Origin of the sequence: Pantoea sp. 1.19 (genome assembly GCF_001922585.1) — a bacterium.
Taxonomy (GTDB): domain Bacteria; phylum Pseudomonadota; class Gammaproteobacteria; order Enterobacterales; family Enterobacteriaceae; genus 1-19.
The window spans coordinates 1-23,363 of record NZ_MRBS01000011.1; the positions used below are offsets into that span (position 1 = coordinate 1).

Below are 23,363 nucleotides of genomic sequence, written 5' to 3' on the forward strand. Positions count from 1 at the left end.
AGGTCAGCAAACATCTGTTTAAGACGCCTATTTTCATCTTCCAGGTCTTTAATTTTCTTGATATCAGAAGCTTCCATTCCGCCATATTTCGCTTTCCAGTTGTAATAGCTGGCTTCTGAAATAGCTGCCTCACGGCAGACATCTTTCACCGTTCGACCGGCTTCAACAGACTTCAAAACGGCGATAATCTGGTGCTCAGTAAATCGGGCTTTACGCATAACGATCTCCTTCTGGGGACATATTCAGTATGTCGGAAGATCTCTAAAAGTGAATGGTTCTTTTTGCAGGGATACTTACAAATGCAGCCCCGGATGACAAAAAATATTGTCCTGAATGCACTTCTGATGGCGGTGTGGCGACGTAATCCTCAAAAACAGGTGCTGGTTCATTCTGATCAGGGTAGTCAGTACACAAGCTATGAGTGGCAGTCGTTTCTGAAATCACACGGCCTGGAGGGCAGCATGAGCCGTCGCGGTAACTGTCACGATAATGCGGTTGCAGAAAGCTTTTTTCAGCTGCTGAAACGTGAGCGGATAAAGAAAAAGATCTACAGAACACGAGAAGAAGCCCGTAGCGATATTTTTGATTACATCGAAATGTTTTATAACAGTAAGCGTCGGCATGGTTCGAGCGAGCAGATGCCACCGGCTGAATATGAAAACCTATATTATCAACGGCTCAGAAGTGTCTAGATTATCCGTGGCGATTCATAACTCACATCAAGCCGGCTTGAATCGCTAGCACTTCTGTCACCTTTTCTAGTTGGCATACTGGACCAGCTTTCGCTCCGCGCTCAAAGCTAACTGTCAATTTAGCAGGGTATTGGATGCTTTTTTGTCAGACATGGATAAGTAAAATGCAAGTGGTTAGTCAAGAATGCAAATACCGAAATGGACTACTAAAAGTGTTTGAATGTATGCTTTTGTAGTGACATCTTTTCGACCCATCCGTGCAGGCAAGCACTGGATTGTCAACATCCGTAACCAGAAGCCATCAAAGTAATAATATTGCTCAAAAGACAAGATAGAGGGGAGCTTCAAGGTAAGACATGCTGTTAGCATACCCTTGCATTGGGCCACAAACAATCTCACTGTACCTGCCACAATTTTGCCACACTCACAACGCGCAAAAATGCACATTCGTGTTAAGAAAAGCAAAACAATGCAACAGTAATTATATGATTTCATTGGAAAAGATGGTGCCGATAATAGGAGTCGAACCTACGACCTTCGCATTACGAATGCGCTGCTCTACCAACTGAGCTATATCGGCGGGGGAAACGGACAAGCGGGTTCACCTTAGGAAAAACGCGGCGGATCGTCAAGAGGCCAGCGGTGCAAGCGCCGTTTTTGTCACCAGCCGGCTGCGGAGCGGGCTCAGCCGCGGGCGTGAATTTCGTCGTACAGCAGATCGCAGAGGCGGGCGGCATGCTCCGCGCTGGCGCGCAGCATCGCTTTTGCTTCCTCCAGATCCTGCGGTTCTATCTGGCCAACGATGCGCCAGCCGAGGGCGATATTTTTGGCTTCTTCCAGGCGGGCGGACTGGGATAGTTCCCGGGCAGCGGCGTCAGACACGGCATTCTCCTGTTGATTACGCGATAGATCAGCGCGTGATGTCCCATCAACCGGCGGGGAGTGGCAATGGCCCTCACCGGTGCGCGACGTGCGGGCGACGTCTTCTGTTGTTATAAGCTGCCGCGCGGCTTCAGGTAAAGCTGGATCGACTGCGGAAGTTCTGAAAGTGCAGATTCTCCTGGCAAACCGCGCGCGGCGCGGGGATCCCGCGCCCGCGGATGCGGCATCGATAAAAAACGGTCGGTGTGGCAGGGGCGAAATTGCGACTGCCGCAGAGCAGACAACGCGGCGCGGCGAAGGTGCAAACGGGAAAGAATGGCCCTCAGACGGATCTGAAAACGGGGCGGGCCCCGTTTGCGTCCGGCTGAGGGCGTGGGGAGTCAGGCCCGCAGAGTGTCGTCGCCGTAGCCGATCCATTTGTAGGAGGTGAGCGCCTCCAGCCCCATCGGGCCGCGCGCGTGTAGCTTCTGGGTGCTGACCGCCACCTCCGCGCCGAGGCCAAACTGCCCCCCGTCGGTGAAGCGGGTGCTGGCGTTGACGTAGACCGCCGCCGAGTCCACTTCATTGACAAAGCGATCGGCATGACGCGAGGTGCGGGTGAGGATCGCGTCCGAGTGCTGGGTGCCGTGTTCGCGAATGTGCGCGATGGCCTCGTCCAGGCCGTCAACGACCTTGACGTTCAGGTCCAGCGATAGCCACTCATCGTTGTATTCGGCCGCCAGCACCGGCGTGACGGTTGCCGGTCCGCCCGCCAGCAGCGGCAGCGCGCGCGGGCAGGCGTGCAGGCGAATGCCCTCCTCCGCCATCTGCGCACTGAGCGCGGGCAAAAAGGCCGGCGCGATAGCCTGGTGTACCAGCAGCGTTTCGACCGAGTTGCAGGCGCTGGGGCGCTGCTTTTTGGCGTTGACGATCACCGTCAGCGCCGCCGGGATCTCCGCGCTGTCGTCCACCAGCATGTGGCAGACCCCAATGCCGCCGGTGATCACCGGAATGGTGGACTGCTCACGACACAGCTTGTGCAGCGCCGCGCCGCCGCGCGGGATCAGCATATCCACGTAGCGATCCAGCTTTAGCAGCGCGGTGACCAGCGCGCGGTCCGGGTTGTCAATGGCCTGGATGGCGGCGGCCGGCAGACCGTGCGCCTGCAGCGCCTGCTGAATGACCCTGACCGTGGCGGCGTTGGTGCGCCAGGTCTCTTTCCCGCCGCGCAGGATCGCCGCGTTGCCGGTTTTCAGGCACAGCGCGGCGATGTCGAGGGTGACGTTCGGGCGCGCCTCGTAGATCACGCCAATCACCCCGAGCGGCACGCGGCGGCGCTCGATGCGCAGGCCGCTGTCCAGCCGCCCGCCGTCAATCACTTCGCCGACCGGATCGCGCAGCCGGCAAACCTGGCGAACGTCGTTGGCGATACCTTTCAGCCGCGCCGGAGTCAGCGCCAGTCGATCCAGCAGCGCGTCGCTGAGCGCCAGGCGGCGGGCGTCATCCAGATCCTGCTGATTGGCCGCGAGGATCGCCTCGCTCTCCGCTTCCAGCCGTTCAGCAATGGTGAGCAGCACGGCGTTTTTCTGCGCGCTAGAGAGGGTGGCCAGCTGATGCGAGGCCGCTTTGGCCGCCTGGCCCATGGATTCTAATGACATCGTGTTTCCCTTAGCTGCTGACAATCATGTCGTCGCGGTGGACGGCGACCGGGCCGTATTCGTATCCCAGCATCTCGCCGATCTGCTGAGAGTGATGTCCGGCAATGCGCCGCAGCGCATCGCTGTTGTAGCGCGAGACGCCCTGCGCCACCGGTCGGCCATTGAGGCCAAGAATGCGGATCACCTCGCCGCGGGAGAAGTTGCCCTCAACCCGCCGGATGCCTTTTGGCAGCAGCGAGCTGCCGCGCGCCTGAATGGCGGCCAGAGCGCCGTCATCCACGGTGATTTCACCGGCCGGTGGGGCGCCAAAAATCCAGCGCTTGCGGTTTTCCAGCGGGCTTTGCTGCGCGTGAAAGCGGGTGCCGACCGCGGCGTTAGCGATCGCGTCGCCAATGACCCCCGGACGGCTGCCGGCGGCGATGATGGTTTCGATCCCGGCGCGGCAGGCAACGTCGGCGGCCTGCAGCTTGGTGGCCATGCCGCCGGTGCCGAGGCCGGAGACGCTGTCGCCGGCCAGCGCGCGCAGCGCATCATCCACCGCGTGCACGTCGCTGATCAGCTCGGCGTCGGGATTGCTGCGCGGATCGGCGGTGTACAGGCCGGGCTGGTCGGTCAGCAGCAGCAGCTTATCGGCACCGGCGAGGATTGCCGCCAGCGCCGACAAGTTGTCGTTGTCGCCAACTTTGATTTCGGCGGTAGCGACCGCGTCGTTTTCGTTGATGACCGGGACTATCTGATTATCCAGCAGCGCGCGCAGCGTGTCGCGGGCGTTGAGAAAACGCTCGCGATCTTCCATATCGGCGCGGGTCAGCAGCATCTGCCCGATGTGGATGCCGTAAATTGAAAACAGCTGCTCCCACAGCTGGATCAGGCGGCTCTGCCCCACCGCCGCCAGCAGCTGCTTGGAGGCGATAGTCGGTGGCAGTTCCGGGTAGCCGAGGTGCTCACGTCCGGCGGCCATCGCCCCCGAGGTGACAATCACCATCCGATGGCCCGCCGCGTGCAGCTGCGCGCACTGACGAACCAGTTCCACAATGTGTGCCCGATTTAACCGCCGTGAACCGCCGGTTAACACACTGGTTCCCAGTTTTACAACCAGGGTTTGGCTACCGCTCATGATGTTCTGCCGTTTCCGTAAAAGTGCAAAAAAGACATTAAATCAGGTGTGAAGAGCGATGCCAACTGTCACCGGCGGAAGAGAAGGCAAAAAAGCCGGACGGGGCAATTCGCCGCGGTGGATGTCGGCCTTCACGCCGCTGACGCGAAGTTGTCATGAATACGTCATCTGCGACCGGTAAAACGTTCGTGCTTTCAGACAGTTCTGATAAACCTTTTATGCTTTTTGGGAAAACAACATGCAACAGCGCGTACTGGCTATTCTGATCCCCCTGGCGTTTTCCACCGCGGCGCCGGCGGCAGAAATCTATAACAAGAACGGTAACAAACTCGATCTCTACGGCCGCGTTAAGGCCATGCACTACCTGAGCGATGATCCGAAGCTGGATGGCGATACGTCCTATATCCGGCTGGGCTTTAAAGGCCAGACCCAGATAAATGAGGTGTTGACTGGTTACGGTCAGTGGGAGTATCAGGTCGCCGCCAACGTCGCCGAAAGTCAGGGCAGCACCGGCAGCAAGACCCGCCTCGGCTTTGCCGGACTGAAGGCCGGCGATCTCGGATCCTTCGACTACGGCCGTAACTACGGCATCATTTACGATGTGGAAGCCTTTACCGATATGCTGCCGGAGTTCGGCGCTACCGGGTATACCAAAACCGATACCTATATGCTGACCCGCGCCAACGGCGTCGCGACCTGGCGCAACAATAACTTCTTCGGCCTGGTCGACGGCCTGAAGGTGGCGGTGCAGTATCAGGGCAAAAATGAGAACGCGGCGCGCCCCGGCGGCGTCTCCAACGGCGACGGCGCCGGCGTCTCGCTGGCGTATGAGGTGGTCGACGGCCTGAGCGTGGTCGGCGCCTACAGCAGCGCGAACCGTACGCTGGCACAGAAGCAAGCGGTCTACGGCAAAGGGAATAAAGCCGACGCCTGGGCTACCGGGGTGAAGTACGATAATGACGGGCTGTATCTCGCCGCCACCTGGGCCGAAACCCGCAATATGAACCCGATCGCCGGCACTGCCAACGTTAACGGCATCAGCACGCCGGTCAGCGGCGTGGCCAATCAGGTCACCAACCTTGAGCTGGTGGCGCAGTACCAGTTTGAAGGCGGCCTGCGCCCGTCGCTGGCGTGGGTGAAAACGCGGGCGAAGGACATTGAAAACGGCGTCGGCGACGCCGTTTTGGCGAAGTTTATCGATATCGCCGCCACCTGGTATTTCAATAAAAACATGTCGGCGTTTGTTGATTACAAACTGAATCAGCTACGCGACGATAATCGGCTGGCGCTGGCCAACGATGACGTGGTCGCCGTCGGCCTGGTGTATCAGTTCTGATCCTGTCGGTCGGCGCGACCGCTGCGGGCGCGCCGACCCCTGACGGCATGCGCTGAATTCGCTGTGCGTTCAGTGCCACCCCGCTCACCGCGTCCGGACACAGCCTGATCCCCTTCGTGCTGCGGGTTGAGGCACGGAATACGCCCCACAGAACCGGGGCCCCCGCCCTGCCGAATTCCGGGCCGCGAGCAGCGCACGCTGACTGCGAGCGCGCCAGCGGTATGCAGGCGTCGAGCGGCCCTCTTTTTACCCGACAGGAACAGGTGGCGAACCTCGCCGGCAGCAGACCGGGGCCATGCTAGCCAACACCGGCTGTATGCCCCCCGCGGATCCCGGTCGTCCGCTGAGAACGCGCGGCGTGGTGATGCTGACGTAGCGGGCAAAGCGCGCCCCTCATCATGATCCGCCCCAGCACGCTGGCGCCGTCGATCTCCGCCTGAATGCGTCTACCCTGCAGAGCCCGATACTGAATTTGCGCCCCAGCGCACAGCCTGTGTGCCCCAGACCGTAGCCTCTCCATCAGGGGAATTGTCGGGCGCAGACTCAGCCGCGCTGCCGGCGTGGGGCGGATGTCGGCCGTGCAGATCGCGGTGGGCCGCCAGCACGCCGCAGCAGGCGGTGGCGAAAGAGGGCGCGATACGTCGGGCGCAGACTCAGCCGCGCTGCCGGCGTGGGGCGGATGTCGGCCGTGCAGATCGCGGTGGGCCGCCAGCGCGCCGCGGCAGGCGGTGGCGAAAGAGGGCGCGACACGGCGGGCGCAGACTCAGCCGCGCTGCCGGCGTGGGGCGGATGTCGGCCGTGCAGATCGCGGTGGGCTGCCAGCACGCCGCAGCAGGCGGTGGTGAAAGAGGGCGCGATACGGCGGGCGCAGTGCGAAGGGCTCCGGTGACGCCCCGCTGGCTGCCGTTAGCAGGCGACTTGGTTGCGGATCGAAGTGAGCCCCCGCCAACGCCGCCGCGTGGTACGCGGCGCGGCAGTCCCCGCGCGGCGCGCGGCGTGCTGCCGGCTGGCTTCCCGCACGTTAGGCACTGCCCGACGCGACTGAGGCCGCTACCCTGATCGCTATCCCCACCCACTTCGTTTCCGTTGATGAAGGATTATCCATATGCTGCCACGCCTCCCCTATGCCGATCTTTCCCCCGACGCGTATCAGGGCCTGCTTCTCGCCGATAACGCCCTGCACAACAGCCCGCTGGGCACCACGCTGGTTGCGCTACTCTATCTGCGGGTGTCGCAGATTAACGGTTGTGCGTATTGTCTGGAGCGGCACGCGCGAACGCTGCGCGCTGACGGCGTCAGTCAGCACAAACTGGACGCGCTGGCCGGCTGGCGGGTGAGCCCACGCTTTAGCGCGCGCGAGCGCGCCGCCCTGCAGTGGGCGGAGTCGCTGGTGCACATCGCGTACACCCACGCGCCCGACGGCGATTTTGCAACCTTGCAGCGGCACTTTTCCGATCGCGAAATTAGCGATATCACCCTCGCCGTGGCGCTGATGAGCGCGTTTAACCGGCTGGCCATCGGCATGCGGCAGTGAGCGCTTTCGCCGCGACTGACCAAAAAAAAACCTGCACGGCAGTGCAGGTTGGGTCGGATATTCGCCGCGGCTCAGGCGCTGAGCGCGATGGGCGCATCGTTGAAATGCGGCGCCGGTTCCAGCGTCAGCGACTGCTCGGCAAGCAGCGCGGTCAGATTGCGGTGAAAGTTACGCAGCGTCTCTTCGATGCGCTGATTGTTCTCTTTACCCTTCACCCCCTGCGCTGTCCAGTTTCCGTCTTTATCAAACAGCCCAATGTAATACTCGTAGGTGAAGCGATCGCTGTGTGCTTCCAGCTCCATCCACCATCCCCAGAATTCGCGGCTTTCCGGTGCCGGCTTCACATTGACGCATACCGCCAGGCAGTCAAAAAAGAAACGATTATTCTCACACTTCTTTTCACGAATATACGGGCCAAGCGCGTTGAATTTTTTCATCAGGCGGCTTTTTGGGTGCCCACTCGGTAACGTCATGTTTTAACCTCCGTTAGTCAGCTGTTAGTTGTAACAAACTCCCGAAAAAGCGCCAACCCCTATCTCAGACGTTTCGCTATCCAGCGCGCAATGTCGTGCAGCGCGTGGTCAAATCCCTGCCTGAGCGGCGTGCGCGGGATCGCCAGCAGTTTGCCCTGCGCAGCGCCGCTGACAATCAGCCGCGACTCGCTCTCCGGGCTGAACAGGTCCTCTTGCCAGAACGCGGAGAGCAGCGGCGTCGGGCAGCGGCGTCCCAGCAGCCCCTGGGTCTTCAGCGAATAGCGTCCCAGCTCGGTGCGCAGGGCGCTGTCGCTGGTATTGGCCATGCCCAAGCGACTGGCCAGCACGTCCATATACATATCCGGGACGCGATCTTGCAGCGCGGCGTCGCTCAGCAGCGCGTGCACCACGGGGCCGAGGCAGGCCACCGCTTTCAGCCGCGAGGCCTCCAGCCACGCCAGCCGCACCGCGATGTTAGCGCCAAAGCGCAGGCCAAATGCCGCCACCCGGGTATGGTCAATCCACGGCACCTGCGCCAGCTCCCGCAGCACCTGCTGATGCAGAAAGCTGGAGTCCTGATTCAGCGTCCACTTCACCGAAAACCCCACCGACGGCATATCCAGCGTCAGCATCGCCAGCCCCAGCGGAGCGAGATAGTCATGGAACAGGCGATAGTAGTCGCTTTGCAGGCTGTCGAGCGAACCGCAGACCAGCACGGTGGGATACGGTGCCTTGACTCCCGGCGGCATATGCAAAAAACCCTGTACCGGCGGACCGCCGGGCATGGTGAAGGTTAATTCTTTCAGCTCGCCGGTCAGGCGCGCGGTGGCCTCTTCGTAGGCGCGATTGGCCAGCGTCTGCGCCTGTTCGGCCAGCGGATCGCCCTTGATGTGCGGATACGCCGCGATGCTGTAAAGCCGCGAAGCGTGCAGCCACTGTTCGCCGGCGGCGGCATCCCCGGCGGTGCGCAGCGCGCGCGCCTGCCAGCTGCCGCCTTCGCGGACCCACTCGTATTGCCAGTTGCCATTACGATAGCCGACCACCGTATCCAGCTGCTGCGGATCGGTGCGCTCGTCCGGCCCCATGGCGATGCGGGCCAGCACCGCGTCGATCTCCAGCGGCGACAGGCCGCGCCAGCTCCACAGCACCTTATTGATCATGCGATACCAGCCGGCGCGCGGTGCGCCCTCCAGCGGCGTGGTGCCGCCCTGTGGCACCTGATGGTGTACGCGACGCACCAGGGTAGAGGTTTCCGGATGTTTGAAGCGGGGTTTAAACAGCTCTTCACTGAGATTTTTCGGCGTCATGCAACAGGCTCCTGCAGAGGTCGACCACCGGCAAAGTGTAACCTGGCCTGCCGTCGCCCACACCTGCTCCGGTCAATTCCGCGCGATAAAAAGCACAGCGCCCGGTTAACCGGGCGCTGTAGGGGATCAGTTTTTGACAATCGGCGGGACAAACATCACGCCCATATCCCAGGGCTGCTCAATCCAGGTGTCCTGCGGAATATCGACCACATAGTCATCCACCAGCGGACGTCCGGCCGGCTTGGCAAAAATGGTGACAAAGTGTGCCTTTGGATACATGTCGCGGATGGCTTTTGCCGTGCCGCCGGTATCCACCAGGTCGTCAATCACGATAAATCCTTCGCCTTCTCCCTCGGCGCGCTTCAGCACGTGCAAATCGCGCTGGCTGTCGTGGTCGTAGCTGGAGATGCAGACGGTATCGACGTAGCGAATACCGAGTTCGCGCGCCAGCAGGGCTGCCGGCACCAGGCCGCCGCGGCTGACGGCGATAATGCCGGTCCACTGTTCAACAGGTAACAGGCGTTGAGCCAGTTTACGGGCATGGATCTGCAACATGTCCCAGGTAACGACGTATTTTTCACTCATAAAAGGGATCCCGGCCAAAGGAATTGGCTTAAATTGTGTTCAGTGGGGAAAAGGTTGCGCGAGATTATAGAGATTCGCCCCTGTAAAAACCAGACCCGAGGCCGCTTTTGGCTGTGGTTGCTGACGGGGCCAGCGTCCGTCAGGGTGTGCAGTCGGTTACACATCTCTGCGGTAAACAGTGGTATTCTTTGCGTATCACGTCGCTGACGCTGACGCGAGCCATCCACCAGATAATTAGCGCAGGTCAGGATAAAAACCTGATTTTACGCCAGGAAACAGGAGACCAGTGGTGTCTGAATTGTCTCAACTCTCCCCGCAGCCGCTGTGGGATATCTTTGCCAAAATCTGTTCCATTCCGCACCCTTCGTATCATGAAGAGCAGCTGGCGCAGCATATTTTACGCTGGGCTGACGAGCAGGGGCTGTGGACCGACCGCGATCAGGTGGGCAATATCCTGATCCGTAAGCCGGCCACCCCGGGCCTGGAAAACCGCAAGCCGGTGGCCCTGCAGGCGCACCTGGATATGGTGCCGCAGAAAAATAACGATACCGTGCATGACTTCACGCAGGATCCGATCCAGCCCTACGTCGACGGCGAGTGGGTGACCGCGCGCGGCACCACGCTGGGCGCCGATAACGGCATCGGCATGGCCTCGGCGCTGGCGGTGCTGGCCGATAAGCAGGTCGAGCACGGCCCGCTGGAAGTGCTGCTGACCATGACCGAAGAGGCCGGCATGGACGGCGCGTTTGGGCTACAACCTCGCTGGCTGCAGGCCGAGATCCTGATCAACACCGACTCGGAAGAGGAAGGTGAGATTTATATGGGCTGCGCCGGCGGTATCGACTTTACCGCCACCCTGCCGCTGGAGCGCGAGGCGCCCGCGGCCGACAGCCAGATCGTCTCTCTGACCCTGAAGGGCTTGAAGGGCGGCCACTCCGGCTGCGATATTCACGTTGGCCTCGGCAACGCCAATAAGCTGCTGGCGCGCTTTCTGTTCCGCCACGCAGAGGCGCTGAACCTGCAGCTGCTGGACTTCACCGGCGGCACGCTGCGTAACGCCATCCCGCGCGAAGCGACCGCACTCCTCGCGGTTCCGGCCGCCGGACGTGAGGCCTTTGACGCCGCCGTGCAGGACTATCTGTCGACCCTGCAAAACGAGCTGGCGCTGAAGGAGAAGAACCTGACGCTGCGCGCGGAAGCGGCAGAGAGCAGCCTGCAGGCGCTGACCCCCGCCAGCCGCGACCGCTTCGTTGCGCTGCTGAACAGTACGCCAAACGGCGTGATCCGCCAGTCAGACGTGATGAAGGGCGTCGTGGAAACCTCGCTGAACGTCGGCGTGGTGCGTACCGAGGGCGATCAGGCCACCATTAACAGCCTGATTCGCTCGCTGCTGGACAGCGGCAAAGCGTACGTGGTGGAGATGCTGACCGCGCTGGGCCAGCTGGCCGGAGCGAAAACCGCCGCCAAAGGCAGCTACCCGGGCTGGCAGCCGGACGCCAGCTCGCCGGTGATGGCGCTGGTACGGGAGACCTACCAGCAGCTGTTTGACCGCACGCCAAATATCCAGGTGATTCACGCCGGTCTGGAGTGTGGCCTGTTTAAAAAGCCGTATCCGGACATGGACATGGTGTCCATTGGCCCTACCATTACCGGTCCACACTCACCGGATGAGCGCGTGCACATTGCCAGCGTCGGCCTCTACTGGCAGCTGCTGACCGCGCTGCTGAAGGCCATTCCGGCGAAGTAAGCCCTGCAGACGGGCATCGTTAGATGCCCGTCTGACTACAGCCCCAGCACCAGCTGCCGCTCCAGCTGTGGATCGAGCAGCGTCACGTGCAGCCCCACCAGCCTGACCCCCCGCCCCTCGCGGCGCGCGTCCCAGCTCTGCTTCGCCACCGCCACCAAATCGGCTTTATTCAGTACCGGCCAGACGTGCTCCTGCGTGGTCTGCTGAAAGTCGTTAAACTTCAGCTTGACCCCCTGACGAGCGATCTGGCAATCGGGACGCAGCTGTTTAAGCCGCCGCTCCAGCTCCTCATAGAGAAAATCGAGGATTGGCAGGCAGTCTGACCAGTGATGAATATCCTCCATCAGGGTCCGCTCCACCCCCAGCGATTTGCGCTCCCGTTCAGTGATAACCTCCCGGGTATCGATGCCGTTACAGCGCTCCCAGAGCACGCGGCCAAATTTACCCAAGCGGCGCAGCAGCGCGGCGAGATCGGTGTTTTGCACATCAGCACAGCTGCGCAGCCCCAGCGCTTCGAGCTTTTTCGCGGTCACTTTGCCCACCCCGGGGATCTCCGCCAGCGACAGGGTGCGAATAAATGCCGGCATCTGCTCCGGGGTTATCACGAACTGACCGTTGGGCTTGTTGCGATCGGAAGCGATCTTGGCGAGAAATTTGACCGGCGCCACGCCGGCGGAGGCGGTCAGATTCAGCTCCTGTTCGATAGTGCGCCGGATGGCCTGCGCCATCAGGGTGGCGGAGCCGTGGCAGTGCGGGCTGTCGGTCACGTCCAGATAGGCTTCGTCCAGCGACAGCGGCTCTATCAGCGGGGTGTAGCGGGAAAAGATCTCACGAATGTGCCGCGAAGCGGTTTTGTACTCCTCATAGCGGCCGGGCAGCAGGGTCAGGTGCGGGCAAAGCTTCAGGGCGGTGGCAGTGGGCATGGCGCTGCGCACGCCATATTTGCGCGCCGGATAGTTGGCGGTGCTGATCACGCCGCGCTGCAGGCGACTGCCGCCGATCGCGATGGGGATCTCGCGCAGCGCCGGGTTATCCCGCATCTCCACGGCGGCGAAAAAACAGTCCATATCCACATGAATGATCTTGCGCATCACGCCCCCTTAACACTGTATAAGTATACAGTCTCATCCACTAAATTCAACGCCCGCCCGGACCGCTGCGGCAAAATCTGCTGCACCGGCGCCGTTTTTCGCCGTGTACGTCTTGATAAAACCTTCGACAGTGATAATGTGGCGCTGCAGAATAAGCGTTATCTGAATTTGTATGTATCCTGAGCCGTTCCGGCGCAGCGTCGCACTCCCTATTATTTCAAGGTCAGCAGCATGGGCAAAATCGCACTCCTGTTTGCGATGATTTTTATGCCAGCCATCAGCTTCGCCAGCGTTACGCCCTCGGTAGCGCCGCTGGAGCCGGTCAGCAAAGCGTTAAAAAAACAGCTATTAGGCACCCCGGTCTACGTGCAAATCTTTAAAGAAGAACGCACGCTGGAGCTGTACGGCAAAATTGGCGATGCCTATCGCCTGCTCGACAGCTACCGTATTTGCAACTATTCCGGCGGTCTCGGGCCGAAGCGCCGTCAGGGTGATTTTAAAAGCCCGGAAGGCTTCTATTCCGTTACCCTCAGTCAGCTAAAGCCGGATAGCCGTTTTTATCGCGCGATTAATATTGGCTTTCCAAACCAATACGATCGCGAGATGGGCTATGACGGTAAATACCTGATGATTCACGGTGCCTGCGTATCAGTCGGTTGCTATGCAATGACCGACGGCCAGATGGACGAGATTTATCGCTATGTGGAGGCCGCGCTGCGTAACGGCCAGCCGAGCGTGCCGGTGAATATCTATCCGTTCCGCATGACCGACGCCAATATGCAGCGGCATAAATACTCGGTGTACAACAGCTTTTGGAAAGAGCTGCAGCCGGGCTACCAGTACTTTGCCGAGCACCAGGTGCCGCCGTCCATGGCGGTGATGAGTGGAAAATACGTGATGCATGACGCCGGCACGTTTGAGCCCGGCGGCCACGTTAATCAGGCGCTACTGGCGTTCGCCCAGGAAAAATAGCTGCCAGGCGCCTGGCGCAATTTTGTGCCAGGCCTCATTGCCGGTCAGCGGCTGGGTGGCAATCACCGTCACCACATCATTGGGCGTGGTCTCCTGCTGAAAATCGATCTCCACATCCTGATCTAACAGCGTCGCTTTGCCAAAGGGCGCGCGGCGGGTGATCCAGAACAGGTTAGTCGAGCAGAACGCCATCAGATAGCGCCCGTCGGACAGTAGCATATTAAACACCCCTTTCTCGCGCAGCGCCCCCGCCAACTCGGCAACATAGCGGAACACCGCGGGCATATTGCCCGGCGTGCGCGGATAGCGGCTGGCCAGCTGATGCAGGATCCAGCAGAAGGCGTGCTCGCTGTCCGTTTCGCCGATGGGCCGGAAGTGTCCGGTATCCAGCCGGCGATAGCCCTTCAGCTGCCCGTTATGCGCATAGGTCCAGTTGCGCCCCCACAGCTCGCGGGTAAACGGATGGGTGTTTTCCAGCGAAACCTGGCCGCGGTTAGCCTGGCGAATATGCGCCACCACCGAGCGGGATTTGATCGGGTACTCCTGCACCAGCCGGGCAATCGGTGAATGAATGCTGGGCTGCGGATCCTTGAAGGTCCGGCAGCCTTTATCTTCATAAAAGGTGATGCCCCAGCCATCTTTGTGCGGCCCGGTGCCGCCGCCGCGCTGCACCAGGCCGGTAAAGCTAAAGCAGATATCGGTTGGCACATTGGCGCTCATCCCGAGCAGTTCACACATCGTCTACGCCTCATCTCAACGCAATCGGGGCGGCCTGGCGGCCGCCCGCGCTTATTTAACCATCTCTTTTTCTACCAGCAGCATCAGGATGTGAATAACCTTGATGTGAATCTCCTGAATGCGATCGGCGTAGCCAAAGTGCGGCACGCGGATTTCGATGTCGGCCAGTCCGTCCATCTTTCCGCCGTCTTTACCGGTCAGGGCGATCACTTTCATGCCTGTCGCTTTCGCCGCGTCGATCGCCTTCAGGATATTGGCGGAGTTGCCCGAGGTGGACAAGCCGAGCAGCACGTCGCCTTCGCGCCCTACCGCTTCGACATAGCGGGAAAAGACATATTCATAACCGAAATCGTTACTGACGCAGGAGAGGTGGCTGACGTCGGAAATGGCAATCGCCGGATAGCCCGGGCGGTTCTCACGGTAGCGGCCGGTCAGCTCCTCGGCAAAGTGCATCGCATCACAGTGCGAGCCGCCGTTGCCGCAGGAGAGCACTTTGCCGCCGGCTTTAAACGCGTCGGCTAACAGCACCGCGGCGCGCTGAATCGCATCGATATTGGCGTCCTCACGGAGGAACGCGTTAAGTACGTCGGCCGCTTCGTTGAGCTCGGCACGAATAATGTCCTGGTACATAGGGTAGGTCCTTTAGCGGAGTGTCAGAGTCGCCTTCGAGTGTACCGGAATGGCTTACGCCCGCAAAGCGCGCCGCGGGATGGCGCCGGCCAACGCGCAGTTTGTGAGCCAGGTTGTAATTATAATGTTAGCCAATTGCTAACGTCAGCCTTCTGATCTAAACCTTACAACAGGTCAGACCTCTTACTACTTTTCAGGAGCGGATATGATGTTGGTTCTCAGTTTACTTGCGACGATCGCGCTGGTTGCCGCCCTCTTTTACCACCGCGTCAGCCTGGCGCTGAGCAGCGGGATCCTGCTTGTCTGGACCGCCCTGCTGGCGGCGGCCGGCCTGTGGACCGGCTGGGTGCTGCTGCCGCTGGCGATTATTCTGTTGCCGTTCAATGTTACCCGCATGCGCCGCGCGATGTTTTCTGCGCCGGTACTGCACACTTTCCAGAAGGTGATGCCACCGATGTCGCGTACCGAGAAGGAGGCGATTGATGCCGGTACCACCTGGTGGGAAGGCGATCTGTTTCGCGGCAAGCCGGACTGGCAGAAGCTGCACAACTATCCGCAGCCGCGCCTGACCGAAGCCGAGCGGGCATTCCTCGACGGCCCGGTGGAAGAAGCCTGCCGGATGGCAAACGATTTTCAGATAACCCATGAACTGGCGGATATGCCGCCGGAGCTGTGGGCCTGGTTAAAAGAGCATCGCTTCTTCGCCATGATCATTAAGAAAGAGTACGGCGGGCTGGAATTTTCCGCCTACGCGCAGGCGCAGGTATTGCAAAAACTGGCCGGCGTCTCCGGGATCCTCGCCATTACCGTTGGCGTGCCGAACTCCCTCGGCCCGGGCGAACTGTTACAGCACTACGGTACTGATGCGCAGAAAGATCACTACCTGCCACGGTTGGCGCGCGGGGAGGAGATCCCCTGTTTTGCACTGACCAGCCCGGAGGCGGGCTCTGACGCCGGCGCCATCCCGGATACCGGCGTGGTATGCATGGGCGAGTGGCAGGGTGAGCAAGTGCTGGGTATGCGCCTCACCTGGAACAAACGCTACATTACGCTGGCGCCGGTGGCGACCGTGCTCGGGCTGGCGTTTAAACTCTCCGATCCGGATCGCCTGCTGGGCGATACCGAGGAGCTGGGCATCACCTGTGCGCTGATCCCGACTCATACCCCGGGCGTCGAGATTGGCCAGCGCCACTTCCCGCTGAACGTGCCGTTTCAGAACGGCCCAACCCGCGGCAAAGACATTTTTGTGCCTCTGGACTACATCATTGGCGGGCCGAAAATGGCCGGTCAGGGCTGGCGGATGCTGGTGGAGTGTCTGTCGGTAGGCCGCGGTATTACCCTGCCCTCCAATTCGACCGGCAGCCTGAAAAGCATTGCGCTGGCTACCGGCGCCTATGCGCACATCCGCCGCCAGTTCAAGCTCTCCATCGGCAAGATGGAAGGCATTGAAGAGCCGCTGGCGCGCATTGCCGGGAACGCCTACGTAATGGACGCTGCCGCCTCGCTGATCACCTACGGCATCATGCAGGGAGAAAAACCGGCGGTGCTCTCCGCCATCGTCAAATATCACTGCACCCACCGCGGTCAGCGGGCGATCATTGACGCTATGGATATCGCCGGCGGTAAAGGCATTATGCTCGGCGACAGCAACTTCCTCGCCCGCGCCTACCAGGGCGCGCCGATCGCCATCACCGTGGAAGGCGCCAATATCCTGACCCGCAGCATGATCATCTTCGGCCAGGGCGCGATCCGCTGCCATCCTTACGTGCTAGAAGAGATGGCCGCCGCGCAGAGCAATAACCTGTCTGCTTTTGACCGCGCGTTGTTCAGCCATATAGGTTACGTCGGCAGCAGCGCGGTGCGCAGCCTGTGGCTGGGCCTGACCGGCGGCTACACCAGCGCCTCCCCCACGCGGGACAACACCCGCCGCTACTATCAGCAGCTGAACCGCGTGAGCGCCAACCTGGCGCTGCTGTCCGACATGTCGATGGCGGTACTGGGCGGCAGCCTGAAGCGTCGCGAGCGCATCTCCGCCCGCCTTGGCGATGTGCTGAGCCAGCTCTATCTGGCGTCGGCAACGCTGAAACGCTATGAGGACGAAGGTCGCCATGAAGCGGATCTGCCGCTGGTGCACTGGGGCGTGCAGGATGCGCTGCTGCAGGCGGAAAACGCCATGGACGATCTGCTGCGCAACTTCCCCAACCGTCTGGTAGCCGGCGCCCTGCGTCTTGCCGTCTTCCCGCGCGGTCGGCTGTGCCGGGCTCCGTCGGATCGTCTCGATCACCAGCTGGCGAAGATCCTGCAGATCCCGTCGGCGACCCGCTCACGTCTGGGGCGCGGCCAGTATCTGGCCCCCAGCGAGCACAACCCAATGGGCCAGCTGGAGGCGGCGCTGCGCGACGTCATGGCGGCGGAGGATATTCATACCCGCCTGTGCAAACAGCTGAAGAAAAACCTCAGCTTTACCCGGCTGGACGCACTGGCTACCCGCGCGCTGAAAGAGGGATGGATTAACGAGGACGAGGCCGCGGTGCTGCAAAAAGCCGAAGCCAGCCGCCTGCGGACCATTAATGTGGATGAGTTTGATCCCGACGCGCTGGCCACCCAGCCGCAGCAGCGTCAGCCGACGCCGCAGGACGACGCGGCGCTCAGCCCGGCGGTACGTAAAACCGAAGCGGCCTGACCCCCGGTTGCACGGCGCCAACGCCGGCCCCTGCCCTGACGGGCGGGGGCTTTTTTTATCGTGCGGCCTAGCCGTTTTGACGGATACGGGCCAGCAGCGCGTCGCAGTCCGCCACGTGCGGTGCGGCGAGGATTAGGGTTTTGCCGAGGCGAATAGCGTGCGCGATGCAGGCGGTGCGCATCGCCGGGTCGGTAATGTCGAGCATATCCGCCACGTGCGACATGCCAACGGTGCGGCGGATCAGTTCGGTGCCGCAGTAGCCCAGCGCATCAGTCCACACCTTCTGCAGGAACTGCGCCGCGTAGCCGGGACAGGCCAGCGCCGCGTCGCGGGTGTGCTGTTCGGCCAGCGCGAGGAAGCGGCTGGCAAAGGTCAGCCACAGATCGCGCACGTCCTGCAGGCGCTGTTCCCGGGCCGCAGCCGCTTCGCGCGGGGCCAGCAGCCCCGGCAGCGCGCAGTAGTTGAGCAGCAGATTGCCCAACGCGGTGCCGATATCAAAACCCATCGGGCCGAAAAACCCGAACTCGGCGTCGATCGCCTTCAGACTGCCCTGTTTAACAAAAATCGAGCCGCTGTGAATATCACCGTGCAGCAGCGCTTCAGCGTGGGCAAAGAAGTGGTGCTTCAACCCGGCGACCGCCTGCTTCAGGGAGAGATCGCGTTGCAGCGCACCCACGTCGGCCTCCAGCGCCGCCGGCCAGGCATTGCGCGGATGGTCGCAATAGGGGTCATTGAAGAACAGGTCTTCGGTGATTTCGCACAGCTCCGGGTTAAGAAAGCGCGCGACCTGCGCTTTTTTCTGATGCGGGGGCAGAACAAAATCCGAGGTGTGAAACAGCACTTGCGCCAGATACTCTCCCAGCTGCGTCGCCGCCTGCGGATGATGTACGCCCTTGACCAGCTCGCGTCGCCAAATCTGATGATCGCTGAGATCTTCCATCACCATCACCGCCAGAGCGGGATCGTAATGCAGGATGTTAACCGTATGCTGCGGACAATGTTTGCCGTGTTCCCGCAGCGTTTCCGCTTCCAGCCTGGCGCGATCCAGCGTCAGTGGCCAGGACTCTCCGACGCAGCGTACGTAGGGCAGCGCCTGCTTAACAATGATCCGGCTTACGCCGGCGGCGTCAAAAATTTTAAACACCAGGTTTAAATTGCCATCTCCCACCTCCCGCGCGTCGACCAGCACGGACGGATCGCTGAGACCGCCGTGCTGACGGGCCCAGTCAACCGCGTCCGCCGCGGTAAAAGTCCGGTATTGCAACATTGCCAACCCCTTCTGTTCTTGTTATGCCCGCAGGTACAAAAGCCGTTCAGACGTCTATACTTCCGCTCTGCATGTTGGCACAATACCTCGCCACAACGCAACCAGGATTTCACCCGATGCAAACACTGACCACCACCAGCCTGCAGATCCGCGATAACCAGCTGTGGATCCTCGATCAGCAGGCGCTACCACAGCAAAAAATCTGGTGCCCTACCCCCGACGTCGCCACCCTGGTGGATCACATCCAAACCCTGCGGGTGCGCGGCGCTCCGCTGATCGGCCTCTCCGCCAGCCTGCTGCTGGCGCTGCTGGCGGAAGGCGGAATGCCCAAACCGGCCCTGAGCGAGGCGCTGACGGTGCTGCGCGCGGCGCGCCCCACCGCCGTCAATTTGATGAATAACCTCGATCGGATGAAGGCCGCGCTGGCGGCAGCGGATCACGTCAGTGCGCTGGTTAACGAGGCGCTGCGGCTGGTGGCGGAGGATAATGCGCTGTGCGAACGCATCGCTGACGCCGGCCTGCCGCTGGTGCCGCCCGGTAGCCGCCTGCTGACCCACTGCAATACCGGTGGCCTGGCAACCGCCGGCGTTGGCACCGCGCTCGGGGTGATTGCGCGCGCGCATCAGCAGGGACGCATCGCGCAGGTGTGGGTGGGGGAGACCCGGCCGCTGCTGCAGGGCGGACGGCTGACCGCGTGGGAGCTGGGCGAACTGGGCGTACCGCTGCGGCTCATTACCGACTCAATGGCCGCCAGCCTGATGGCGCGCGGTGAGGTGGATGCGGTGTGGGTGGGCGCCGACCGCATTGCCGCCAATGGCGATGTGGCCAATAAGATCGGTACCTACAGCCTGGCGGTGCTGGCGCATTATCACGGCGTGCCATTCTACGTCGCGGCGCCGCAAACCACGCTCGATCGCGCCTGTCCGGATGGCAACGCCATTCCAATTGAGCAGCGCGCCGCCAGCGAAGTTACCGGCGTGGCCGGCAGCTTTGGCCACGTGCAGTGGGCCCCTGCGAGCACCCCAGTGTATAACCCGGCGTTTGACGTCACCCCCGCCGCGCTGATCAGCGGCTGGGTGCTGGACAGCGGCGTGGTGACGCCGGCGCAGGTGCAGGCCGGCGCGTTCCGGCCATGACCTCACGCCAGGCGCCCTACAGCCGGGGATACACCCCCGGCCCAATCGGCAGTCCGGACGCATACCAGGCCAGCAGCAACACCAGCCAGACGCTAAAAAACACCAGCGGATAGGGGAAGATCAGCCGGTAGTAGGTGCCGAGCTGCGCATCGCGCTGGTAGCGCTGCAAATAGCCGAGAAACAGCGGTAAAAACGGCGACAGCGGCGACAGCGGCAGCACCGCCGAGTCGGCGATGCGGAAGATCATCTGCGCAAAGGCGGGATGAAAGCCCAGCAGCACGAACATCGGCACAAACACCGGTGCCAGAATCGACCAAATCGCCGAACCGCTGGCGATAAACATGCACAGAAACGCCGACAAAAACATCAGGCCGATAAACGCCGGCGCGCCGCTGACCCCCGCCGACTCCAACAGATCGGTCAGGCCGATGGCCATGAATTTGCCCATGTTGCTCCAGTTAAAGAACGCCACGAACTGCGACAGCGGAAATACCATGACGATAAAACCGGCCATGCTTTTCATCGGATCGACCAGCAGCGCCGGCACGTCGTCCGCGCGCCGGATCTGCCGCGTGGCGACGCCCCAGGCGATGGCGACCACAAAAAAGAACAGAATAATCAGCGGTACGATGCCTTGGATAAACGGCGACGGGATCACCGTATCGGTCAGCGGATCGCGCAGCGGAGCCCCCGAGGGCACTACCAGCAGCGCCACCAGCGCAATAAACAGCGCCCCCGCCGCACCGGCGACCTTCAGGCCGCGCTGCTCCAGCGGCGTCAGCGGCGGCAGCGGCTCGCCGTCGCCGCCCTGCCACGCCGGCAGGCGCGGCTCCACATAGCGATCGGTCAGGATCGCGCCCGCTAGCGTCAGCACAATCACCGAGCTGGCCATAAAGTACCAGTTGTCGATCACGCTCACGTGCAGCGTATGGCTTACCGCTTTCGCCGCCTCGCTGCTGATCCCCGACAGCAGCACATCGGTGGTCACGATAAGCAGGTTGGCGGTAAAGCCGGAAGCCACGCCGGCTATCGCCGCCAGCAGCCCGGCCACCGGATGGCGACCCACGGCGAGAAAAATCAGCGCCCCGAGCGGCGGCATCACCACCAGCGCCGCGTCCGAGGAGATGTGGCTGAAGAAGGCGATAAACAGCACCATGTAGCTGGCATAGCGGCGATTAACCCGCGAGGCCATTTTCACCATCAGCGCCTGCAGCAGCCCGACCTTCTCCGCCAGCCCGGCCCCAATCACCAGCGCCAGGATCGCTCCCAGCGGAGCAAACCCGCTGAAGTTCTTGATGATATTAGGCAGCATCCACTGCAGCCCGGCCACGCTGAGCAAATTGTTAACCGTGACCAACTCACCGCTGGCGGGATTTTTTACCGCCAGCCCCAGGCCGCTGATGATTGCCGTGGCCACCATTAGCGCGACGATCAGATACACAAACAGTAAAAACGGATTGGGGATGGTATTTCCCACCCGCTCGATCCAGCTGAACACTTTGCCCGGCGGGGTGGCCCGCGGCGTTGCGGCGTCACTCATGGGGATTCTCCTCGTGGATAGCGGTGATATCAGGGCGCGAGCGGCGACGGCATCACCGCGGCCGGGATCGGGTTCTCATAGGGATGTTGCTGACGCCAGACCTCAAACTCCGCGCGGCAGGCCGCCAGCCGCGCCGCCGCGGTCAGCGCCATCACGCCGGCGGCCAGCATCTACCCTTTATGCGCCAGCGGTTCCGCACCCCCGGCCTGCTGGCTCATGCCGGCCAGCGTGTCAAACTCTCCCAGGATAGCGAGGATCGGGCTACCGCTGCCGACGCTGGCGATAAACGCCGTTGCCATTCCGCCCACGCCGCGCGTCACGGCAAAACCGGCCTGTTCCAGCGTATCCGCCAGCCGCGCAGATGAGCGGGTTTCGCAAAAGCGCGTCTCCGGCGTGGCCCAGATGGCGTCACTGAGGGCGCTGAAGCGCGCCTGATGCTGCTGTAAAAAGGCCGGAATCAGCGTTTCGGGGGCGAAGTTCATGCGCCCTCCGGAGCAAAATCACCGGCGCGATGCGCCAGCAGGGTGAGGGTCTCGACCGCGGTCGCCATGACCCGCTCGTCAAAATCAAACCGTGGGTGATGGTGACCGGCCGCCAGCCCGCAGCCAAAAATCAGGTAGGTGGCACGGCCGCCGCGCTGCATCACCCGCGCCATAAAGCAGGTGGCATCTTCCGATCCCGCGCCGCGTGCGCTGTCGGCCACGACCGAGACGTTCGCCTCCACCTCACCGGCCAGTCCGGCAATAAACGCCACCCAGTCGGACGACGGCTGGCTACACTCGGCGGCGCCCATCTCCCGTATTTCGTGCCGGACGCCATACATCGCGGCGGCGGCGGCAATAACCGCGCGCGCGCGCGTCCCCAGCGCCTGATTAATGGCGTTGCTGGCGCCGCGGGTTTCCAGCTTCAGGGTGGCGCGATCGGCGACCACGTTGCGCCCGCTGCCGGCCTGCAGGACGCCAACGTTAACGCGCGCGCTGCCAGCGCCGTGCTGCGGCAGAGTATGCAGCGCCAGCGCCGCCTGCGCCGCCGCCAGCAGCGCATTGCGTCCCTCTTCCGGCCGCGCGCCGGCGTGCGCCGCCACGCCGTGAAACGTCACATCCAATTTCTCCGTTGCCAGAAAATGGCTGGCACCGCACACCAGTTCACCGGCCGGCACGCCGGTACCAATATGCAGGGCAACAAACAGATCGACGTCATCCACCACTCCCGCGGCGACCATTGCCTTCGCCCCGCGCGTGCCCTCCTCTGCCGGTTGAAAAATCAGCTTGATGGTACCGGTCAGCTGCGTCTCGGCGGCTTTCAGCAGCGTGGCCAGTCCAAGCCCTATTGCGGTATGTCCATCGTGGGCGCAGGCGTGCATCGCCTCCGGGTTACAGGAGGCAAATCCCTCTCGCCAGGGGCGGTGATCGTCGCTTTGCTGCTCGCAGAGATCCAGCGCGTCCATATCGACGCGAAACGCCAGCACCGGCCCCGGGCGGCCGGTGTCCAGCGTGGCCACCACGCCGCAAAAGCCGTCGCTGAAGTGGGGTAACCAGTCAGCCAGCGCCCCCTGTTCACGGGCCCGCGTCTCCTGTGCCGCCCGCGCGGCGGCATCCGGCAACCCCATCCGCGCGTAGGCATCGATTACCGCGCGGCCCAGCGCCAGCTGATAACCTAAACGATGCAAATAATCGGCAACGAGGGTAGCCGTGCGATATTCCTGCCAACCCGGTTCGGCATAAAAATGGAAATCTCGTCGCCAGCTTTGTAGCTGAGGAAATAAAGCCTCGACGCGTGAAGAGAGGGTTTTCATAGGGAATTCTCCTGACTCGGTTTGGTCATCTGCGTCAGCCATCGCCGCACAGCGTGATAGAAATCACAAATAGTTAGCTTTTATGACCCTGCTCACAGCCATAATTAAAAAATATTGCCTGCGGTGAAAAATAATAATCCTCCGCAGCGGCAACGGGCTGAATGAATACGTCCTGTGCGAGAGCCGCTACATTATCTTCTG

General features: G+C 61.7%; 20 protein-coding genes, 1 tRNA gene and 2 pseudogenes. 7 read left to right on the forward strand and 16 right to left on the reverse strand.

Annotated elements, in window-relative coordinates:
* Window positions 1-218: transposase (locus BS626_RS16405; RefSeq protein WP_075183513.1), on the reverse strand; the 218-nt coding region annotated here is incomplete at its 3' end.
* 81 nt (window positions 219-299) lie between these two features.
* On the opposite strand from BS626_RS16405, the pseudogene BS626_RS16410 reads away from it, so the two are divergent.
* Window positions 300-692: pseudogene (locus BS626_RS16410) on the forward strand (IS3 family transposase); the annotation flags it as partial.
* Window positions 693-1,196: 504 nt separating this feature from the next.
* Here BS626_RS16410 and BS626_RS16415 read toward each other — a convergent pair.
* From BS626_RS16415 to proB, 4 genes are all read right to left on the reverse strand, one after another.
* A tRNA-Thr gene (locus BS626_RS16415) sits at window positions 1,197-1,272 on the reverse strand.
* 104 nt (window positions 1,273-1,376) lie between these two features.
* A complete protein-coding gene (locus tag BS626_RS16420; RefSeq protein WP_075183465.1) occupies window positions 1,377-1,574 on the reverse strand; it encodes a hypothetical protein in 198 nt (65 codons plus the stop codon).
* 380 nt (window positions 1,575-1,954) lie between these two features.
* Complete coding sequence (gene proA / locus BS626_RS16425; protein WP_075183466.1) at window positions 1,955-3,211, reverse strand: glutamate-5-semialdehyde dehydrogenase; 1,257 nt, start codon at window positions 3,209-3,211, stop codon at window positions 1,955-1,957.
* 10 nt (window positions 3,212-3,221) lie between these two features.
* Window positions 3,222-4,328 carry a glutamate 5-kinase gene (gene proB, locus BS626_RS16430; protein ID WP_075183467.1) on the reverse strand — a complete coding sequence of 369 codons (1,107 nt, stop codon included), beginning with the start codon at window positions 4,326-4,328 and terminating at the stop codon, window positions 3,222-3,224.
* A 238-nt stretch (window positions 4,329-4,566) separates the two neighbouring features.
* Between proB and BS626_RS16435 the strand changes: the two genes are divergently transcribed.
* Together BS626_RS16435 and BS626_RS16445 are read left to right on the forward strand one after the other, a co-directional pair.
* Complete coding sequence (locus BS626_RS16435; RefSeq protein WP_075183468.1) at window positions 4,567-5,664, forward strand: porin; 1,098 nt, start codon at window positions 4,567-4,569, stop codon at window positions 5,662-5,664.
* Between the two features lie 1,105 nt (window positions 5,665-6,769).
* Window positions 6,770-7,198 (forward strand): carboxymuconolactone decarboxylase family protein, encoded by a 429-nt coding sequence (locus BS626_RS16445; protein ID WP_075183470.1) that lies wholly within the window; start codon window positions 6,770-6,772, stop codon window positions 7,196-7,198.
* 71 nt (window positions 7,199-7,269) lie between these two features.
* Here BS626_RS16445 and crl read toward each other — a convergent pair whose 3' ends face one another.
* The 3 genes from crl to gpt all read right to left on the reverse strand — a co-directional run bounded on the left by crl (window position 7,270) and on the right by gpt (window position 9,563).
* Window positions 7,270-7,671, reverse strand: a complete 402-nt coding sequence (gene crl / locus BS626_RS16450; protein WP_075183471.1) for a sigma factor-binding protein Crl — start codon at window positions 7,669-7,671, stop codon at window positions 7,270-7,272.
* A 59-nt stretch (window positions 7,672-7,730) separates the two neighbouring features.
* The gene (gene frsA, locus BS626_RS16455; protein WP_075183472.1) at window positions 7,731-8,978 is read right to left on the reverse strand and encodes an esterase FrsA; all 1,248 of its coding nucleotides are present in this window, start codon (window positions 8,976-8,978) and stop codon (window positions 7,731-7,733) included.
* Between the two features lie 126 nt (window positions 8,979-9,104).
* Window positions 9,105-9,563: a xanthine phosphoribosyltransferase gene (gene gpt / locus BS626_RS16460; RefSeq protein ID WP_075183473.1), complete on the reverse strand. Its 459-nt coding sequence runs from the start codon at window positions 9,561-9,563 to the stop codon at window positions 9,105-9,107.
* A gap of 289 nt (window positions 9,564-9,852) precedes the next feature.
* Between gpt and pepD the strand changes: the two genes are divergently transcribed.
* Window positions 9,853-11,310 carry a beta-Ala-His dipeptidase gene (gene pepD, locus BS626_RS16465; RefSeq protein ID WP_075183474.1) on the forward strand — a complete coding sequence of 486 codons (1,458 nt, stop codon included), beginning with the start codon at window positions 9,853-9,855 and terminating at the stop codon, window positions 11,308-11,310.
* A gap of 35 nt (window positions 11,311-11,345) precedes the next feature.
* On the opposite strand, the gene dinB is transcribed toward pepD, so the two are convergent.
* Window positions 11,346-12,401: a DNA polymerase IV gene (dinB, locus tag BS626_RS16470; protein ID WP_075183475.1), complete on the reverse strand. Its 1,056-nt coding sequence runs from the start codon at window positions 12,399-12,401 to the stop codon at window positions 11,346-11,348.
* Window positions 12,402-12,632: 231 nt separating this feature from the next.
* Here dinB and dpaA point away from each other — a divergent pair, with 231 nt between their 5' ends.
* The gene (dpaA, locus tag BS626_RS16480; RefSeq protein WP_075183477.1) at window positions 12,633-13,373 is read left to right on the forward strand and encodes a peptidoglycan meso-diaminopimelic acid protein amidase; all 741 of its coding nucleotides are present in this window, start codon (window positions 12,633-12,635) and stop codon (window positions 13,371-13,373) included.
* On the opposite strand, the gene BS626_RS16485 is transcribed toward dpaA, so the two are convergent.
* Together BS626_RS16485 and lpcA are read right to left on the reverse strand one after the other, a co-directional pair.
* On the reverse strand, window positions 13,347-14,111 hold the full coding sequence (locus tag BS626_RS16485) for a class II glutamine amidotransferase (protein ID WP_075183478.1): 765 nt from the start codon (window positions 14,109-14,111) through the stop codon (window positions 13,347-13,349). The two genes, dpaA and BS626_RS16485, sit on opposite strands and share 27 nt — an antisense overlap.
* 51 nt (window positions 14,112-14,162) lie before the next feature.
* Window positions 14,163-14,741, reverse strand: coding sequence for a D-sedoheptulose 7-phosphate isomerase (gene lpcA / locus BS626_RS16490; protein ID WP_075183479.1), 579 nt, complete (start codon window positions 14,739-14,741; stop codon window positions 14,163-14,165).
* A 208-nt stretch (window positions 14,742-14,949) separates the two neighbouring features.
* Here lpcA and fadE point away from each other — a divergent pair, with 208 nt between their 5' ends.
* Window positions 14,950-17,424 (forward strand): acyl-CoA dehydrogenase FadE, encoded by a 2,475-nt coding sequence (gene fadE / locus BS626_RS16495; protein WP_075183515.1) that lies wholly within the window; start codon window positions 14,950-14,952, stop codon window positions 17,422-17,424.
* A 67-nt stretch (window positions 17,425-17,491) separates the two neighbouring features.
* On the opposite strand, the gene mtnK is transcribed toward fadE, so the two are convergent.
* The gene (gene mtnK, locus BS626_RS16500) at window positions 17,492-18,691 is read right to left on the reverse strand and encodes an S-methyl-5-thioribose kinase (protein WP_075183480.1); all 1,200 of its coding nucleotides are present in this window, start codon (window positions 18,689-18,691) and stop codon (window positions 17,492-17,494) included.
* A 116-nt stretch (window positions 18,692-18,807) separates the two neighbouring features.
* On the opposite strand from mtnK, the gene mtnA reads away from it, so the two are divergent.
* The gene (gene mtnA, locus BS626_RS16505; RefSeq protein ID WP_075183481.1) at window positions 18,808-19,827 is read left to right on the forward strand and encodes an S-methyl-5-thioribose-1-phosphate isomerase; all 1,020 of its coding nucleotides are present in this window, start codon (window positions 18,808-18,810) and stop codon (window positions 19,825-19,827) included.
* 16 nt (window positions 19,828-19,843) lie between these two features.
* On the opposite strand, the gene abgT is transcribed toward mtnA, so the two are convergent.
* The 4 genes and pseudogenes from abgT to BS626_RS16520 all read right to left on the reverse strand — a co-directional run bounded on the left by abgT (window position 19,844) and on the right by BS626_RS16520 (window position 23,162).
* On the reverse strand, window positions 19,844-21,367 hold the full coding sequence (abgT, locus tag BS626_RS16510; protein ID WP_075183482.1) for a p-aminobenzoyl-glutamate transporter: 1,524 nt from the start codon (window positions 21,365-21,367) through the stop codon (window positions 19,844-19,846).
* A 29-nt stretch (window positions 21,368-21,396) separates the two neighbouring features.
* Entirely contained in the window at window positions 21,397-21,537 is a 141-nt protein-coding gene (locus BS626_RS18660) for a hypothetical protein (protein ID WP_170870480.1), read from the reverse strand.
* 18 nt (window positions 21,538-21,555) lie between these two features.
* A pseudogene (locus tag BS626_RS16515) lies at window positions 21,556-21,849 on the reverse strand (amidohydrolase); the annotation flags it as partial.
* Window positions 21,846-23,162, reverse strand: a complete 1,317-nt coding sequence (locus BS626_RS16520) for an amidohydrolase (RefSeq protein ID WP_075183483.1) — start codon at window positions 23,160-23,162, stop codon at window positions 21,846-21,848. The pseudogene BS626_RS16515 and the gene BS626_RS16520, both read right to left, overlap by 4 nt.
* Between the last annotated feature and the right edge of the window lie 201 nt (window positions 23,163-23,363).